Raw genomic sequence first — 16,937 nt, forward strand, 5'->3', positions numbered from 1 at the left:
CATGAAAAAAAGCAATGCCATCCACAGTGCCTGACATTGCCAAAAAGCCATCTGACCATCCAGATGGTTCACATGAGATCGTCACGGACTTAACAAACATCCGTCTTTTACAAGGGTATACATAGCGCTAACCAGACGATCCAGCACCTGCTCAGCGACCGGTTTCGCCAGCTCAGAGTCATCAATATTCCTGACAGATTTATGTTCGACCTGAGCTGGGTTTCCACAAACCCAACACCAACACAATTACAGCTGGTTACAATATAACCACATAAAAGGTACAGGAAAAAGCCCGGTAACATTAGATTTTGGTCTTATAGAGCACGGCTGTCGTGCTTGTTGTGTGATGTATATGTAAAGAGATCAGAGGTAAACAATTCAGAACAGATAAAGAAGCAAAGCTATAAACGGTTGCCCTAAACAAAGCGTTTGCGCGCCTTCACTCACTTTTTAAATGGCCGCTATTCCCGCTACTAATTTAAGCAGGCTTTGCTATGATGCTAAAACACATAGGAGCAACCCATGACACACAAAGGCCACTGGCTCACCAGCAAACAAACACAAAAGCATTTAAAGATCAGTGGCTGCGAACTAATGCATCGCCGCGAGCGTGGTGAACTGAAGTTTGAAAAACGTGGCAGGGCTTATTATTACTATTTTGAACATGTCGACCTCTCTCAGCTTTCCTGAATACAAGGCGCAAATCAAAACGCTTAAAACTGGCAAGATATTACCCAGCGCTATTTACCTCCATAAGAGTACGTTAGAGACTACCTTACCCGCACCAGTAAAAGGCTTAGTTTTTGAGGCGATTGAATTCCTTCAGTTGGATCAGCCCTGGAATGTGCTCAAACTCTTTAAACGAGACTTTAAGTTCACCTTGTTACATTATCCAGACTTTGAGCGCTACGCTTATCCGGCACTGTATGCCAGCACAACGGTAGATGTCATAGCACAATCCGTAAAGTGCACCGACTACACCAAGTCTGCAAATCCGCCCATTTTACACCGTAAGGAAACCTTCGTGCTTCCATCGCACCCTGATGTTGATACATTCAAAGCCATCACGGCGGAAGGTGAAGCGATTGGTCTGTATGAAAACACTAAAGCTATCGGCTTTAAGCAACAGTGGGAAAAACTCATAAAGCGAAAAGGCTATAAGCTGGACGAGCAAGGAAGACTTCAAGCAGTTCAAGAGCCAAAAGAATGTGCGCAGCAAGCGTCCAAAACCCCTACAAATGGCATTCAGCGCCACCTAACCGCGATTAACCGAGATCGATTATCGGCTCCTTTCCAAAAACTAGCCAAATTTGGCTATTTGGCTGGCGATCACAGCATCTTAGATTATGGTTGTGGTCTTGGCGATGATACAACAGAGCTTGAAGCGCATGGCCTAAACATTAACGCCTGGGACCCGGTTCACCGGCCAAATGGCAATAAAGTAAAAAGCGATATTGTAAACTTGGGCTTTGTTTTAAACGTGATTGAAGACTACCCTGAGCGAGTAGATACCCTGCGCCAGGCCTTTGAGCACTGTAACAAACTCCTTGTTGTATCTGTAATGCTAACCAATTCCTCGGTGCTTGAACAGTTCAAGCCTTTTAAGGATGGTGTGATCACAAAACGCAATACCTTTCAAAAGTACTATAGCCAAGCGCAGATCCGCGAGTTTATAGAAGATACTTTACACGTAAAAACAACGCCCTTTGGCCAAGGGATCATTGCGGTATTCAAATGCCCAGAGCTTGAAGAGCAACATCACGCGGAGCTACAATTTCAAAGCCATAACTGGCAGCATATTACCCAGCGCCCTACCCCGAAGAGCTTACCCACCGCAACAAAGCAATCGCTGTTTGAAAAACACCAGCCACTATTCGAAGAGTTTTGGCAACACTGCCTACACTATGGCCGCATACCAGCTAACGAAGAATTTGAACAAAGCGATGCACTGCGCGCTATTATAGGCAGTCACAACAAAGCCTTTGCACTATTGCAATCTCAGTACGACCAACAAGACATGGCGCTTGCCAAAGACAAACGCAAGCAAGATCTCCTTGTGTACTTTGCACTGAGCTTGTTTGGTAAACGCCAGGCCAAAAGCCACTTACCAACCCAATTAATGCGAGACATTAAAAGCCATTTCGAAAGCTTTAATCAGGCAGTTGACGCAGCCAAAGCGTTACTCTTTTCTGTATCTGACACACACCAAATAGGACAAGCCTGTCATGATGCCTATGCAGAGCTGCAATTAGGCGAACTCATTGATAGCCATAGTTATATTTTGCCACGAAGCCACCTAAACCAACTGCCCGCCATCTTGCGCGTGTATGTTGGCTGCGCCGCCCAGCTGTATGGCGATTTAGACGACATAGACCTCATCAAAATCCACATGCGCTCGGGTAAAGTCACTCTACTCAAGTACGACGACTACAACAAAAAACTCCCGCTACTCACAGAGCGAATTAAAGTAAAACTACTAGAGCAAGACATAGACTACTTTAACTACGGCACCGACTATCCGTTGCAACCTTTGTACAACAAAATTGACTTTCTGACGCCAGACACCAAAGAGCACAAAGCCCAACAACGCTTTGATAAAAAGCTGGCAGAGATGCTCAAAGGCGTACCAAAAGCAGAATGGCCCAACTGGGACATTCTGCAAAAAGTGTTTGAGTATTGGGGGGTTGAGTTTAGATGCAATAGGTTTTGTAAACTATAAAACCAGCCCATTATTGATTTAATATCAATAAAATTAGAATCCATGATGACAAGTAACGTAATGTACGTAATAATATTACGTACCACTCATTGTTACGTAAAGCAAAATGGGCAAAATAGATACTAATTATTGCTACAGCTTCCCGGCTGTCCGTGGTCAGCAAGCAGGTAAACCTTTTTATATAGCTACTTGCCCACTTCGAATAATTCCAAAAATTTTCATGTATGACGAAGAAGAGGTACCGGCAGAGCTACGCTCGCAACGGACGCTTAATAAAAGCCGCATTCCTGAAATGGCAAGATACCTTTTAGATTCACCTGACGATTACGTTTTTTCAGCTCTTACTGCGTCGGTTGGTACTGAAGTAGAATTTAAAAAGTCACAAGAAAATCCCAATTTAGGCACACTTTCTGTACCTATGGATGCACAAATACTTATCAACGATGGCCAACACCGCCGTGCAGCTATTGAAGAAGCCATAAAAGAAAACCCTGAACTTGGCCAAGACAACATTGCGGTTTTATTTTTTGTCGATGAAGGCTTAAAACGTAGCCAACAAATGTTTGCTGACCTTAATAAATACGCGGTAAGGCCCAGTTCATCTCTAGCCACGCTTTATGATCACAGAGATCAAGCTTCAGAGATTGCCCGCTACCTTGCTATGAATGCAAAACCTTTTATTGGCTTCACAGAGTTTGAACGTTCATCTGTCTCTGTCCGTAGTAATAAGATCTTCACTTTAAGTGGCATAAAGCAAGCAAATCGCACACTGTTCGGAAAAGGGTCAAAAGAAGGCTTTAATGAAGAAGAAAAAACAAAAGCGGTCGCTTTTTGGAACAAAGTGAACGACAATATGCCCGAATGGCAACAAGTCCAAAATAAAACTTTATCAGCACCAGAGTTTCGCCAAGAATTTTTAAGTGCACACGGTATTGGGCTTCAAGCTATAGCGAATGTTGGTCACTACATCTTAAAACTAGAAGAAAATGAGCAAAACCAATTATTAGCTAAGCTTGGCAAAATTAATTGGCTAAAATCAAACTCTGCATGGTCAAACCGCGCAATGCAGCACGGTAGACTCTCTAAAGCTGTATCAAATATTTTCTTAACAGCAATGCAGATCAAACGCGAGGTCGGAATTACGCCTACGCCCGAAGAATTAGAGAAAGAAAACAAGTTACTAAACGCATGAAGTTAATACACCAACACGACTTGGAAGAAGAGTACGTAGATTTTATCGAAAGTGAAAAGTTTTCAGGTCGTTATTTAAGTGAATTTATTGCAGACACACAACGGGTTTACCTTGCTGATACTCGCCCATGGGTTATTGGCTACAGTGGTGGTAAAGACTCATCAGCTGTGATGGCGCTCGTTTATATGGCGCTATTAGGTTTAGAGAAAGAGCAACGTCATAAACCTGTATTTGTAGTAGCTTCAGATACACTCGTAGAAACACCTGTGGTTGTAGACCATGTAAATAACTCGCTAAAAGCAATCAACGATGGCGCTAAGCGTGATAACTTACCGATTACAGCACACAAGGTCACACCAAAAACCGACCAAACCTTTTGGTCGAACTTACTAGGTAAAGGCTACCCAGCACCAACACGTAATTTCCGTTGGTGTACTGAGCGCATGAAGATTGACCCAGTTAGCACCTTTATTACCGAAAAAGTAAGCCAATACGATGAAGTAATTGTTGTGTTAGGCTCTCGCTCACAAGAAAGTGCATCACGTGCGCAAGTGATCAAAAAGCACAAAATTGATGGCTCTGATCTCGCAGTACATACCACACTTGCAAATGCATTTATTTATACACCTATCGACACATGGCACGTCGATGATGTATGGAAAATTCTACGCTTATGCCACTTAAAACAAGAAGAAACACCATACGGCCCACGTAATAAGTGGATAGATAAATACGACCTAGAATGGGAAAACCCATGGGGTGGTAAAAACCTACTGCTTTGGAACCTTTACAAAGACTCTTCTGGCCAAGGTGAATGCCCGTTAGTCATCGACGAAACAACACCTTCGTGTGGTAACTCACGTTTTGGCTGTTGGACATGTACCGTAGTAACAAAAGACCGCGCGATGGAAAGCCTAGTGGCTAACGGCGAAACATGGATGGAGCCTCTCCTTAAATACCGTAATATTTTATCGCGTAGTACGTCACCCGCACTTAAAAAGAAATACCGTAACCATATTCGCCGTAATGGCCGTTTAGCGTTTAAAACACTAAAAGAAGATGGTAAAAAAGTATTACTAGACGACTACACAACAGGACCATACTTGCTTAAATATCGCCGCTTTATGTTGCGCGTATTACTGCAACTTCAAAAAAAACTCGAAAAGCATTTAAGCGGCCAGGCACTGATCACCATTCCAGAGTTACATGCAGTGCGCCACGAATGGTTAAACGACCCTAACGAGCCAGATTGGGATGACTCCTTACCCACCATTTTTAAAGAAGTGTATGGCTATGACCTTGATTGGACAATGGACGACACCACACAATTTAGCCGCGAAGAGAGCCAGCTACTAAATACCATTGCACCAAAGCACGGTATTTCACCGCATATGATTAAAAAGCTGATTGACCTTGAAACATCAATGAGTGGCTTAACCCGCCGCACAGGCATATTTAATAAACTTGGCCGATTAGTACAGCAAGACTGGGAATCTGCCGAAGAAATTATTGAAGAACATTTAGAAAGCCGCCAAAACCAAATGCGCCAATCAAAAGAAGTAAAAGAAATCTCACAAGAGCTTGAAGCACTCAACAAGTTACTTGCTAAAGAGGGCTTATCATGATTTTTAAAAGCCTAACACTACACAACTTCCGTGTATTTAACCAAACAACACATATAGACCTCACACCAAAAAAAGATGAGTTTAACGATAAGCCCATAGTTTTATTTGGTGGTTTAAACGGTGCAGGTAAAACCTCTATTTTAACGGCCATTCGTTTAGCCTTGCTGGGTCGCCGTGCACTTGGTAATGTCGTGTATAAAAAAGACTACGCCGCCTTTTTAAGTGAGCAAGTAAACAAAAAAGCAGTTAAAGATAACAATCAAAGCCAAGCCAAGGTAACGCTTGAGTTTACCCATACACACCAAGGCCAACATAACGCTTATGTTATTGAGCGCACTTGGGCAAGTAATGGCGATGAAATTGTTACGCTAAGTGAAAACGGCAAACAAGACCAAACCCTTAATTCAGAGCAAGTACAAAGCTTTTTACATGAGCTTGTACCACCGGGTATTGGTGACTTATTCTTTTTTGACGGTGAAAAAATTGCTGAGCTAGCAGAAGACGACACCGGCACTTATTTAAAAGAAGCTGTACAAAAACTGCTGGGCCTAGATGTAATCAATCGCCTTGGTGACGATTTAGATATTTACATAAAACAAATCACCAAAGACAAAGCATCGGCCAGTACGGTACGTAAAATTGCCGAGCTTGAAGAAGAGAAAAAACAACTTCTTAAACAAGCCAATGCTGAGCGCGAACTTGAAGCAAGTATTCAAAGCGAGCTTGCGGGTATCAATAAACAAATTGAACTGTTCGAGCATAAAATTGAGTCGCGTGGCGGCGCTTGGGCTAAAACCAAGTCGCAAGAAAAAGCCCGTGCCGATGAGTTATTAAAACAGCAAACCAAATTAAAGACCTCAATACTAAACGAGCTTAACAGCGAATTCCCAATGGCATTGGCACCAACTGCCATGCAAGGTTTAATTGACGAGCTTGAAAACGAACAGCAAATAAAAGCCAAACGCGCGTTTAACGAGCAGCTTGGCCAAAATATGCAAGGCCTAGAAGCCGCACTGAAACAGCAATTTTCAAACAGTGCTCCTGGTATATACAAAGAGGTAAATAAATACTTTGCACAATTAAACGCAGGTGCGGAGCTTGAGGTGTTAGAGCTTGATATATCAGATTCTGATTTTGCTGTTATTAAAGCGCAGCTTGATAATTCAAACACCGCAAAACATACCATTGCTGACCTTGCTGAAAAGCTTGAGGCAACAACCACTGAATATGAAAACCTTTCTTTAAATATTCAACGTGCACCTGATGAAGAAGAGCTAAGTGCCCTATATACATCATTGCGTGAATTAGATGCTCAAAAATCAGCACTTAAAACTAAATATACAAACCAGCTTTTAAAAGCGAAAAAGCTAGTTGAGCAAGCACTAGAAAATGCAAAACGCCTAGAAAAACTCTATGTAAGCCAAAAAACTGAAAGCTCAATTACTAAAGCTGTTACCCGTGTTGATGCAACGAATGCTGCGCTTACAGAATTTGCTAACGAGTTAACTCAATTGCGTGTTACGCAACTTGAAGAGCTCTTTGCCAAGTCATATCGTAAACTAGCGCGTAAAGAAGATTTAAAGCTAAGCGCACAAATAGACCCAACCACCTTCGATGTTAACTTGGTTGACCAAGATGGCATTACCATTAACCGTAAATCAATGTCGGCAGGTGAAAAGCAAATTTTTGCTTTTGCTATTTTAGAGGCGCTTGGCAAACTTTCAGGCAAAGTGCTGCCAGTGGTGGTTGATACCCCACTTGGTCGTTTAGACTCAAAACACCGTAATAAACTGATTAAACATTACTTCCCAGAAGCTGGCGAGCAAGTCATTTTACTTTCGACCGATACCGAGGTAGATAAAGACTACTTCGATATTATGGCGAGCAAAGTATCGCATGCATTTGAAATTGAGTTTGACCAAACCACTAAGTGCTCAAGGCTTTCTGAAGGTTATTTTTGGGCAAGTAAAGTTAAGGAGGCCGTATAATGCTACCGCAAACCATGTGGCTTAAAAAATCAGTTGAAGAGCAACTGCAAACCCTAAAGGCCAATACAGGCATTACACCCAATGTTGCCGCCCGCATTGCCTTTTTTCGCTCAGTTGAAAATGGTTTTGTGTTTGATAAAGCCCAAGATTACAAACTTTCTGGCAGCCTTAAACTCGATAAATTCACTTGGCTGGGCAAAACCCAGCAAGTGACAGAGCTGTTACTTAAACAGCGCTACCCTGAGTACTCTGATAAAGAATTACAGATGGCTTGGGCAGCGCATGTTGAAAGTGGTATATCGAAACTTAAAGGACTCAAAGAACCCCTCTCTTTTACTAACCTGTTAATTTAACAACCTAAACTTTTGACGAGTCATTTTTAAAAAAATAACTCGTCATTTAAAATATTTATACCTTTTTATAGCTTTCCATAATTTTGTTGTAGATTTTCCCTTCTGAGGTTGAGACCGCCTCTAGTTGCGAAAAGTATTCGTCGGTGATATGTACTTTTTCAAGTGCGTTTTCAAAAAAACTTAACCTCACAGGCTCCGTCGTTTTATTCTCAGTTAAATACTCTTGCATTAAGTCACGCAGGACACGGAATAATGCCTTTACACCTACGGTTTTATTCAACACAGAGCTTGAAGTAGGTAACCATGAAGCACTCCATTTCTCTTCAACGGCTTTAAAGAATGACATTGCAGAAATTAAGATAGACTCATCTTTATCTTCAATAAACATATCCCGAAAAACTTTTCCATCTTTTATCGGAAACTTTTCTAACTCGCTTTTCCTAAACTGAGAAAATGATCGTTTCTCCTTCCTGATAAGAACATCTCGGTCTTTCATGGGCTCTTTTGATATTAGTTTTACAAATTCTTCAACTAACATTGATTGTGTCAAATTTTCCGTTGAATCATTCTTGTAACCAAGTCGCTTTATCCGGCCGTAAAAAGGGCTTTTAGAATTTAAATCCAACGCTACAACAAGATCATGAGCTGTTTTTTGTGGACTTCTCGTTTTTGTATATGCTTCTAAGTCATAAACAAGGCTTTTACTCACTTTTGTTTGCTTTAAATTAACCGTTGCAAATATATTCGCCTGCTCAGGTAAATCTAACCCAACAAAAACAGTAATCATTAACTCAAAGGGTAATTCTTCATTACCATCTCGAAAGTTACATACTTCGGGAATTGGTTTCCCCGTTTTGAGATCCATAAACCCAGCTATCCGATGTTGCCCATCTAAAATTTTTGCAGGGCTTAAATCTTCTTCAAACTCAAATGTTAATTTATTAGCTTTGGGATCCCAGTTAATATATTCTTCGTCAACATGAAGAATGACACTACTAGGGAAAGCAGCATCGTAATTTTTTACGTACTCTTGTATTTCTTTAGCTCGTCTCTCGTTTAAAGGCCTTTGTATGCCTAGATAAGTTTCAACTTCTCTTTCTTCTTGCAACTCTCTTACATCTGAATAGGTTAAATTCACTAGCTCATCAGCTTTAACCTTGGCGACGAAGAACTCACCTATTTGTTGTGTGATTTTAAATGCGCTTAATTCTATTTTCATCTTATTTACCACCAAATTCTTTGTCTATCGCCTGTTGAAGTGATGTATTTCTGTCTCGTGCATCTTGGTCTAAATCCGGTGCTTCTTTATATTTTATGTAAACTGAGTAATAAAATAGAATGAGCGCCAATACATAACAAATTAAGGCTAGAATATCTCTGAAAGTGAAGTTTTGATCATCTTTCTTTTCTTTTTCAATTTTAGCTTTTGCTTGAACTTCATATTTGTATAACTTAGTTTCAGGTATCATCTTAACGACTAAAGAATTAATTTCTGAGGTTGAGGCTTCATCAAATAAGCTTTCTTGCTTATCCGAAAATAAAAAAACTGAGATTATCGTGACAAGAATTGCTAAAACTAAAGAAACCCCACCAAAACTCAAAGTATCTTTATTCTTATTTGAAAAATAATTCTTTAATAAAAATAAAAATGGAGCGAGCAAAGCTGCTACATAAGCAAAAATAGGTCCCCCAAGAAAAATTTCAAGAACAACCTTTGAAAAAGGCACTTTATTTTCATTCAAAGTTAAATATAACCATGCCAAAAAAACTGGTGACAAAGCCGCGACGGTCATCCAAAAAACTTCATTAAATGATTTAGAATGAATTTTCAAAATATGTTTAGTCTTTGCGCTTAGCTCGATTATCACTTTATGAATACCTCACTATTATGCCACTCAATAAAACTTGAACGTGGGGCAAGTTTATCTGCTCTAGGTAAATTTAGCCTACTACCCTCAAAATTAGAAAAGTACCTATCAATCAGCCCTCCTCCATTTAAAGAACTTGAAATTAATAACTCATAGGAATCATTAAAAGATATCACCCCTTTATCTAGTGCTTTATGATGAATTGAACACAGTGCTAAACCATTATTCACCGAACAAGGACCATGAAACTGCTTCCACTTTATATGCGCAGCTTCAAGCGCAAATAAATCATCATTTAATCGAGCGTCAAAGCCACAAATTGCACATTTGCCATTGTAAGCATTTAGAACTTCGCGCCTAAAATTTGGATCACGTTTTTGAACTTGCCTAAACGTAAATTCTAAGCCAAGCTGCGCCGTGATTTCTGGAATAATACTTTCAGGAAAGCTTTCACTTAAAATGGTTTGCAAAAGCTCCATTGCTAATTGCGTATCATTTTTCAGTAGCTGATAAGCCGCATTGTTAAAGCCACCCGTTACCCCATACTTGATTAACTCAGACTTAGGTGGATCGGTATTACTTTTTCGTGGCAAACACTCTTCGGCATTATCTAAGCGCCAAAACCCATCGTTGATTAAACGCCAAAACGGGTATTCTGGATGAACAACTTTTCGAGCAGGGCCAAAGCGTTTTAGTAAAAGATATAAGTCTTTATCTACTTCATCTTCATAACTGAACATTTGGCCATGACCATTAATGTAGTTTGCTAACGCATAAGCCATCATAAGTGGCTTGTTGGGCGCACGCTGATCAGCACGGCTCCAACGTTTAACACCAAGTACTGCTGCACGTAACTCATTGGGCGTCATTTAACCACTCCCAAAACGCTTTATCTCTGATCCTTTTGATTTGTTTACCACCATCAACATATAAACTTGTGTGTATTTCTAGTTTCCTGATTGTATTCATTAACACTTCTTGTTCTTCTTTTTTTGATATGTTGAAGATAGCCTTTACTTCTTCATTTGAGATTTTGCCTACCTGGTGCACAACCCACCCAAATATATAAAGTGCATAGTCATTCTCTTTCGTTTTAAAGTGGGTAATGTCTTGGGTAGACAAAATGACACCAACACCATACTTTCGGCCTTCTTTTAAGATATTTTTTAAGCTCTTAAAGTTTTGAGACATAAAGTTATCAGCCTCATCAACTAGAATCATTTTATTAATTTGACGCTTGCCATTCAGACTTTTCGAATGACCATACTTCTGCATCTGGCTATAAAACAGATCCAATGTCAACGCAACCACTAGGTTCTGTACTTCTTTCGCAGGGCTCTCTAATTTTATTACTTTAACGCCCTTCACAAACTCGAAAAGGCTGATCGTGTTCGCCGGATCACTCTCGAAAATTTTAAACCGAGCTAATTTTGCAAGCGCAGCATATAAGGTATCTTCTTCAACCTTTTCTTGACTTAAAAATAGCTGCCATAAATCTTCAATTGTGGGGGCCGGTCGTAACCATGTAGATTTGTCTTCAGGTTGTATACCTGCCAATTCGTAACACTCTAATATTAGATTTTCTAATCGTAATTTTTGTCTATTTCCTAAGTGAAAAACTTTATCGATTGTCTCAGCAAATGCTCCTGCTGTATAAAGCGGCAACATAGGCGTATCACCGAATAAAGATAAAGGGTTATAAGGCAACTTTAATAGATCGTAAACTTCGGCGTTAACTGCTTTAGTGAATTGTTCATCCACATAATCCGAATTGTAATCAAATATCAATAAGTCTATTGGCTTATTATCTAAATTATCATTTTGGTTAAATATCAGCTGACTTACTAAGGACTTCACGCATTGTGTTTTACCTGTTCCCATAGTGCCAATAACACCAAAGTTTGTATTTTTGGTTTTAGCCGAGTTCGTCGGTTGCCAAGTTACAATTTCGTTATTAGGTATGGTATGACCAAGAACTACTTCTAAATCTTTCGCTGGTTCAACTTTAACAACTGGGGCTTTAGTTTGTTCTCTTTCTCCTTTAAAGGCTTGTTCTATTGCTAGGTTACAAACGCTTTTTGGTGGGGTCGGAGTAGTAGCATCTTCCACCGGTTCCGAAATTACTATCTGAGTTTTACCAGTCAAAATATATTTTTCTGGTACATAACACAGACTGGCGCTCTCGATATTAGCTAATAGCTGTTGTAGCGGCGTACTAATAAATTTATTTAAATTAGCACTTGGTAAACTAATTTTCAGAATATCATCTTCAAGGCTGAACTCTTCTTTCGCGTAATCAGCATTTTCAAAAAATGCCATCATAAAGCCTTGTGGGTAATCACTTATATTCTCTATTTGATAATCGCCTTGTAACCACCATTCACGGTTCTTATGAATGTTTTTGAAATCATTTTCTTTGTAAACCTTATAGAGTTCAAACTTATCAATTTGCATAAGGATTTGGCGTACAAATAAACCACGATACAAGTGTCCTGCTAAGTCTTTGCGACCAAACAGGCTTTCAACTAAGTAACGCTTTAATTCTTTCGCTTGTTGAATACCTTTATTATGGGTGCGCTTTTGGCCAATTTTCACCTCTAGCGGGAGCAAGTACATGGCTTGGCCTTTAAAGCCTACAAATAAAACGTCATCAGAGATTTCACCACTAGTAAACCCATGCTCAAGCCTAGAAAAGTCACTTCCTCTCATTTTAAGACCAATATTGCCTGCTACTCGGATCATTTCAGCAACACTCATTGGTACCCAAGTAATATCACTTTGATACAGTAAACAATTTACAAATTTGTATGCACCAATAATGCTCTTTTTCTCTTTTCGCTCATTTTCGTTGCAGGTGATCATTTTTAGTAACCACTCGCCATTAAACGCATTGAACTCGTCAATCAGTCCTTTAACACCTTGCGACAAGACTTGATCGTAAAGGTCACGGCGCTTGGTTACCGTAATGGCATCGTAATTGGCTGAGTTGGAGAAATTATCAGAGTAATGGATCAACACAGCATCTTTTTGCGCTTTAAAAAAGTCGAGCGTGACTTTAGGGTCTATGATCACAGTCCAAACTGAATTTTCGTAAACATGTTCAAGTAACTCAGATAGCTCCCCCGCTACTTTCAGCGCCAAGCCATTATTGGTTTCGTATTTTTGGCCACTCCATGCCGCCTTAGCCATATTATTAAAGTGACTACTCAATTTGAGGCTGTTTTGCGAGTCAATCTTGATATCGCTCAGTCCATACGTTGTAAAGTAGGTATCTTGCTCGTTGTATGTCGTCTCACCTGCCAACAAACCATGACAGGCTACACCGGTTTTCTCTGTCATTACATCGACAGGGATTGGCTCAACCTTGGTATCGTTCCTAACAAAGCTGATGTGCGCATAGTTAAAACCTGTATGCTCTTCATTGAGCTTAAACTTACTGTAAGTAATTCGGTTCTTTATCATGTCCGCCACAGCATCAGCTTTGTCTTTCTCTCTGCCAAGTTGTGCGATATCTTTTAGCTCATCATAACTGGGGGCATCTGCAAACTCATCAAAGTAGGTACGTTGAAACGATTTATCATACAAGTTAACGTGAATGTGGTTTGCCTGCTCTGGTGGTTGCCTCTTTAAATAGTCAACAAGACCAAGAAACAACGCCGTATTATCACCATTGTTGATTGAGTTAATGTATAGAGTTTCTTTGGCACCTTGACTAAATAACACGTCAAAGGCTTTGGTAAACTCGTTCGCTTTTTGCCTAACTAACGGTCTTACATAGGTCAGATTTGCGTCTTTATTTGTGACAAACTCACACCACATTGGGTTTTCTGGCAACGCTTGATTATATGCAAACCCCTGATTTGCATGCCAAACAAAAGGTAACAAGCCTTCTGAATTTAAGCGCTTAATAGTTGCTGTGGGTAAGGTGCTAAAACTTGTATCATTTTCATCACTTGAGGCAGCTACCAGCTGCCCAAAATAGGCTAAGTTAAGCGGATGATAAGGCGTGAGATACTCACGTTCAGCAAACTCGGCAATACCAATATTGACCAGCATTGAGGCTTCTGGATTAAGGAGTGACTTGGTTTCAAACTTTTCAACTTCAGCCAAGTAACATTCTGCAATTACTCTGCTAAGTTCGAGTAACTCGGGGCCCCATGAACATATACTCAGTAGTGATTTTCTTGCATCCAGGTAATCAAACAGCTTGGAGTAGGCCGTATGTAACGCACCAAAACTTGGTAACAGATCGTCCAGTTTAACTTCCGGGCGGCTTCCCACTTTGCTTGCCAGGATTCGCTGGTCTTGCAGCCACGCCTCCCAATTCAGAGTATGTTTGCGAGCCCCATTTGGTGTTAAGTCCTTGCCATCAAGTACGACTTTTTCTTTGGCCCTGTTGTATAAGCCGTTAAAGTCGTCGTTATAAAGACGGTTGAACAAGTTCGTATCAAGAATAAAAGGCAAACTTAGGGTGTCTGAAGAAACCGCACCATCGACCTCAAAATTCAAGATATGTTCACCACTTTGAATGGCAAAGGTCAATGTATCTGTCTCGTTGGCAAACTGTGCAAAGTCGACCGTTTGAACATCACTCACCAAAAAGGTCTGATTTGGTTTGGTTACTGTTGCTTGTTTTCCTGTTTGGGCAACTTGTAACTTACCTGCGTTGGTTTGCAATGTAATAAGGTCTTTTCTTGGCGCTAATAAAAATGTATCTGCTATGTCGTCGAGGTAAAATGCTCCTTCTGGGATCACCAAAATACAATATTTGAAGCGTTCTTTAGGCTTTTCTCGTTTAAAGTCAATACTAAAGTACATAGGCTGATTAGTGAAAGTACCAACAACCTCCACGATACTTCGTTTAGCCGAGCGATTGTTAACATCTAATGTAATTGGCTCTTTCGTGTGTTGTAACTTCAGTTCATTTTTTTGAATTTTGCCGCATACAAAACTAGCTTCGAACCTGAAATCCTGCTTATCAGCAGGGATTTGGATAATGATATGGCGCTCTTTTTTATTTTCTCTTGCAATAAAGCTCAGACCACCAGCAGACTCTTTTTCAAATGCTAATAAGTTTTCTTTATTAGCCCGCTGCTCTGCCAGGATTTCACCAAACTCTATGTCTTTCCAAGTGTCTGTCTCGTTAAAAACATCATTTACAAACTTCTCACTAAGCTCCAAATCCCCCATCTTTTCAACAAGTTCCTGGGGGTACTTTTCGACAATATCACTAATGTTTTCAAAAAGCTGATGGTTATGTGACAAACGCTTATCTATCTGGGCGGTATCGTCCCAGTCAACGATAGTTGGGTCTCGGAACATGCCAAGTTCATCGAAGTTGATCACGCCGTCTTCAAGTGCATCAAATAGCTCAGCAAACCCAAACATAGTAGCGCCATCTTCAACAATGAGCTTAAACCTGTGGTTTAACAAACACTGCGACACCTTATCGGTTTCATCTCTGGCGTCGATCAATTCACTCAACGACCGCTTGATGGTAGAAGGGTGCCAAACCTCGCCACTTGCGCCTAAGTCTTTCGCAGAGTTGATCAGGGTATCTAAGTACGAATTATGGACAACTAACAAGGCACAATCTTTTAGGCTGTCATTTTGAGTAGATACCAGGTCTCGCAGGTGAGAAATAAAATTCTCACTGTATCCATCTGTGCCTTCACTATGAACAACAGGAATAAGCTTAGCGCTTCCAAAATCAATTATATTAAATGTTTGGTCAACTTCATTTGTTACAACACGAATGGAGCTATCGCAGGCCTTTTTTAGCGCTTGGTAAAGCTTCTGGCTATTTGCGCCATCTGGCGAACGAAATTGAAAACGGGTTTCGCCATCAAAACCTTTTTTAGCCCAATTGCAAAAGTGTTCAACTAAAAAGTCTTCATATTGTTTTTCTGACATATACTGCATCCCCGCTGTCACTCATTCGCTCAACATTCCCCATACGCTCAAACAACTCGATTAAGCACTCTTCACTACTTTTATCAAAAAATATTCCCCGCTTTTGAAACTCAAGCAACAACTCATGTAGTCGTAGCCTGCTGCGCTGACCAATTGCCAGATTCGTAATAAGCAGTAAGTAATCCTGGTTTAATACCAAGTAACTACCAGCACGACCACGACCCTGCTCAAATGGCTTGATAAAGGTTTCTCTGGTTGCAGATGTAAATTTATTGAACGCAGCTTCTCGAGAAGCCCCTTTTTTAAACTGCTCAGTGAAAAGCCTGACCAAAAGCTCAATGGCTTCCTTAGGCGTATTAGCAGGCTTTAGCTCACTGGTTAGTTTTCGGTCTTCATGAAATCCATGGGCGTACTTATTTAATTTATCTATATCCTGATCTTCTAGCTCTCGATAGATCTGCCATAATGGTTTTACCGCATGCTTTGTATCTTGTAAGCTCTCGTTTAGTGACAGAAGCGGGAATAACGCATAGCTTGATTCAACAACCTGCTTGAGGCCATGAAGCTGTATTTTAGTCCGCTCTTTACTTGCTTTTTCGCTGTCGAGTATAAAGTAACATGGCTTTATTTCTGGTACTTGCCCCCAGCCATTTACATTCAAAGCAAGCTGAGCGGTATATAAAAAGCCATACAGCTTTAAAAATGATTTAATACTCTGTTGGAATTGTTCAGGGTAGCCGACTAGAAAGCTCAAGTCTTTCTGAAACTGCTCAGCAAGCTCAGGAATATAGGGCGAGTTAACTACTTTTTTACTTTGACTTGCTTGCGTGACAAACGGGGAGTCAAAAACTTCTTTGATTTTTCTTTCTAAAAAGTTCAAGTTGCTTTGTGGCTTGATCTCTAACTCGAAATCACCCAATAGACCAACGAACATTGATGCTAATCGTTCATCCCCCGCTTTACTTTCCGATGGGGTTAATACTTTCAACGCCTGCATTTCTGGTGCTATGTTTATCACTTGACCATTTTCGAAATATATTTTTTCGATAACATGCCAAAATGGCTCACCATCTAGTTGTTCAGCCAAATGTACCTTGCAGAGATCCCTGAAGTGTTCAATCTCTTTAACACCTTTGGCAAGCTCTATATTGTGTAAAGACTTTATGAAAAGGCCAACTGTTGTATCCCAGTCATATTTGTTATTCGAGCTATTTGTAGAAGCTGGGGAAAAGCTCGATGCGCTATTGTTTTTGGGTTTCAGAGTGTCTTGTAGCGGCAT

The 16,937-nt window shown here is 40.4% G+C and carries 11 protein-coding genes; 6 read left to right on the forward strand and 5 right to left on the reverse strand.

Annotated features, from left to right (window positions below; all coding sequences use genetic code 11):
- The first annotated feature begins 522 nt into the window (after window positions 1-522).
- The 6 genes from MHN33_RS03825 (at window position 523) to dndE (ending at window position 7,877) form a co-directional block, all read left to right on the forward strand.
- Window positions 523-690: a hypothetical protein gene (locus MHN33_RS03825; protein ID WP_010380898.1), complete on the forward strand. Its 168-nt coding sequence runs from the start codon at window positions 523-525 to the stop codon at window positions 688-690.
- Window positions 665-2,719: a DNA phosphorothioation-associated putative methyltransferase gene (locus tag MHN33_RS03830; RefSeq protein ID WP_239395685.1), complete on the forward strand. Its 2,055-nt coding sequence runs from the start codon at window positions 665-667 to the stop codon at window positions 2,717-2,719. Before MHN33_RS03825 ends, MHN33_RS03830 begins: the two co-directional genes overlap by 26 nt.
- A 106-nt stretch (window positions 2,720-2,825) precedes the next feature.
- Complete coding sequence (gene dndB / locus MHN33_RS03835) at window positions 2,826-3,911, forward strand: DNA sulfur modification protein DndB (RefSeq protein ID WP_239395698.1); 1,086 nt, start codon at window positions 2,826-2,828, stop codon at window positions 3,909-3,911.
- Window positions 3,908-5,536, forward strand: coding sequence for a DNA phosphorothioation system sulfurtransferase DndC (locus MHN33_RS03840; RefSeq protein WP_239395700.1), 1,629 nt, complete (start codon window positions 3,908-3,910; stop codon window positions 5,534-5,536). Before dndB ends, MHN33_RS03840 begins: the two co-directional genes overlap by 4 nt.
- On the forward strand, window positions 5,533-7,524 hold the full coding sequence (dndD, locus tag MHN33_RS03845) for a DNA sulfur modification protein DndD (RefSeq protein WP_239395719.1): 1,992 nt from the start codon (window positions 5,533-5,535) through the stop codon (window positions 7,522-7,524). The genes MHN33_RS03840 and dndD overlap by 4 nt, the downstream gene beginning before the upstream one ends.
- On the forward strand, window positions 7,524-7,877 hold the full coding sequence (gene dndE / locus MHN33_RS03850) for a DNA sulfur modification protein DndE (protein ID WP_239395731.1): 354 nt from the start codon (window positions 7,524-7,526) through the stop codon (window positions 7,875-7,877). Before dndD ends, dndE begins: the two co-directional genes overlap by 1 nt.
- Before the next feature lie 55 nt (window positions 7,878-7,932).
- Here the strand turns inward: dndE and MHN33_RS03855 are convergent, their stop codons facing one another.
- Genes MHN33_RS03855 through dptG form a run of 5 tightly spaced genes read right to left on the reverse strand, consistent with a single transcriptional unit; the run spans window position 7,933 to window position 16,937 of the window.
- Entirely contained in the window at window positions 7,933-9,096 is a 1,164-nt protein-coding gene (locus tag MHN33_RS03855; protein ID WP_239395741.1) for a DGQHR domain-containing protein, read from the reverse strand.
- 1 nt (window position 9,097) lies between these two features.
- Window positions 9,098-9,745, reverse strand: a complete 648-nt coding sequence (locus tag MHN33_RS03860; protein WP_239395743.1) for a hypothetical protein — start codon at window positions 9,743-9,745, stop codon at window positions 9,098-9,100.
- Complete coding sequence (locus MHN33_RS03865; RefSeq protein ID WP_239395754.1) at window positions 9,742-10,614, reverse strand: phosphorothioated DNA-binding restriction endonuclease; 873 nt, start codon at window positions 10,612-10,614, stop codon at window positions 9,742-9,744. Before MHN33_RS03865 ends, MHN33_RS03860 begins: the two co-directional genes overlap by 4 nt.
- Window positions 10,601-15,658, reverse strand: a complete 5,058-nt coding sequence (gene dptH, locus MHN33_RS03870) for a DNA phosphorothioation-dependent restriction protein DptH (protein WP_239395766.1) — start codon at window positions 15,656-15,658, stop codon at window positions 10,601-10,603. The genes MHN33_RS03865 and dptH overlap by 14 nt, the downstream gene beginning before the upstream one ends.
- On the reverse strand, window positions 15,639-16,937 hold the full coding sequence (gene dptG / locus MHN33_RS03875) for a DNA phosphorothioation-dependent restriction protein DptG (protein WP_239395777.1): 1,299 nt from the start codon (window positions 16,935-16,937) through the stop codon (window positions 15,639-15,641). The genes dptH and dptG overlap by 20 nt, the downstream gene beginning before the upstream one ends.

Source organism: Pseudoalteromonas sp. OOF1S-7 (assembly GCF_022347765.1).
GTDB lineage: Bacteria > Pseudomonadota > Gammaproteobacteria > Enterobacterales > Alteromonadaceae > Pseudoalteromonas.

What these genes read in the sequence shown, in the direction of transcription:
- MHN33_RS03825 (WP_010380898.1), top strand. Translation starts at nt 523, where the DNA reads ATGACACACAAAGGCCACTGGCTCACCAGCAAACAAACACAAAAGCAT.
- MHN33_RS03830 (WP_239395685.1), top strand. Translation starts at nt 665, where the DNA reads ATGTCGACCTCTCTCAGCTTTCCTGAATACAAGGCGCAAATCAAAACG.
- dndB (WP_239395698.1), top strand. Translation starts at nt 2,826, where the DNA reads ATGGGCAAAATAGATACTAATTATTGCTACAGCTTCCCGGCTGTCCGT.
- MHN33_RS03840 (WP_239395700.1), top strand. Translation starts at nt 3,908, where the DNA reads ATGAAGTTAATACACCAACACGACTTGGAAGAAGAGTACGTAGATTTT.
- dndD (WP_239395719.1), top strand. Translation starts at nt 5,533, where the DNA reads ATGATTTTTAAAAGCCTAACACTACACAACTTCCGTGTATTTAACCAA.
- dndE (WP_239395731.1), top strand. Translation starts at nt 7,524, where the DNA reads ATGCTACCGCAAACCATGTGGCTTAAAAAATCAGTTGAAGAGCAACTG.
- MHN33_RS03855 (WP_239395741.1), bottom strand. Translation starts at nt 9,096, where the DNA reads ATGAAAATAGAATTAAGCGCATTTAAAATCACACAACAAATAGGTGAG.
- MHN33_RS03865 (WP_239395754.1), bottom strand. Translation starts at nt 10,614, where the DNA reads ATGACGCCCAATGAGTTACGTGCAGCAGTACTTGGTGTTAAACGTTGG.
- dptH (WP_239395766.1), bottom strand. Translation starts at nt 15,658, where the DNA reads ATGTCAGAAAAACAATATGAAGACTTTTTAGTTGAACACTTTTGCAAT.
- dptG (WP_239395777.1), bottom strand. Translation starts at nt 16,937, where the DNA reads ATGCCGCTACAAGACACTCTGAAACCCAAAAACAATAGCGCATCGAGC.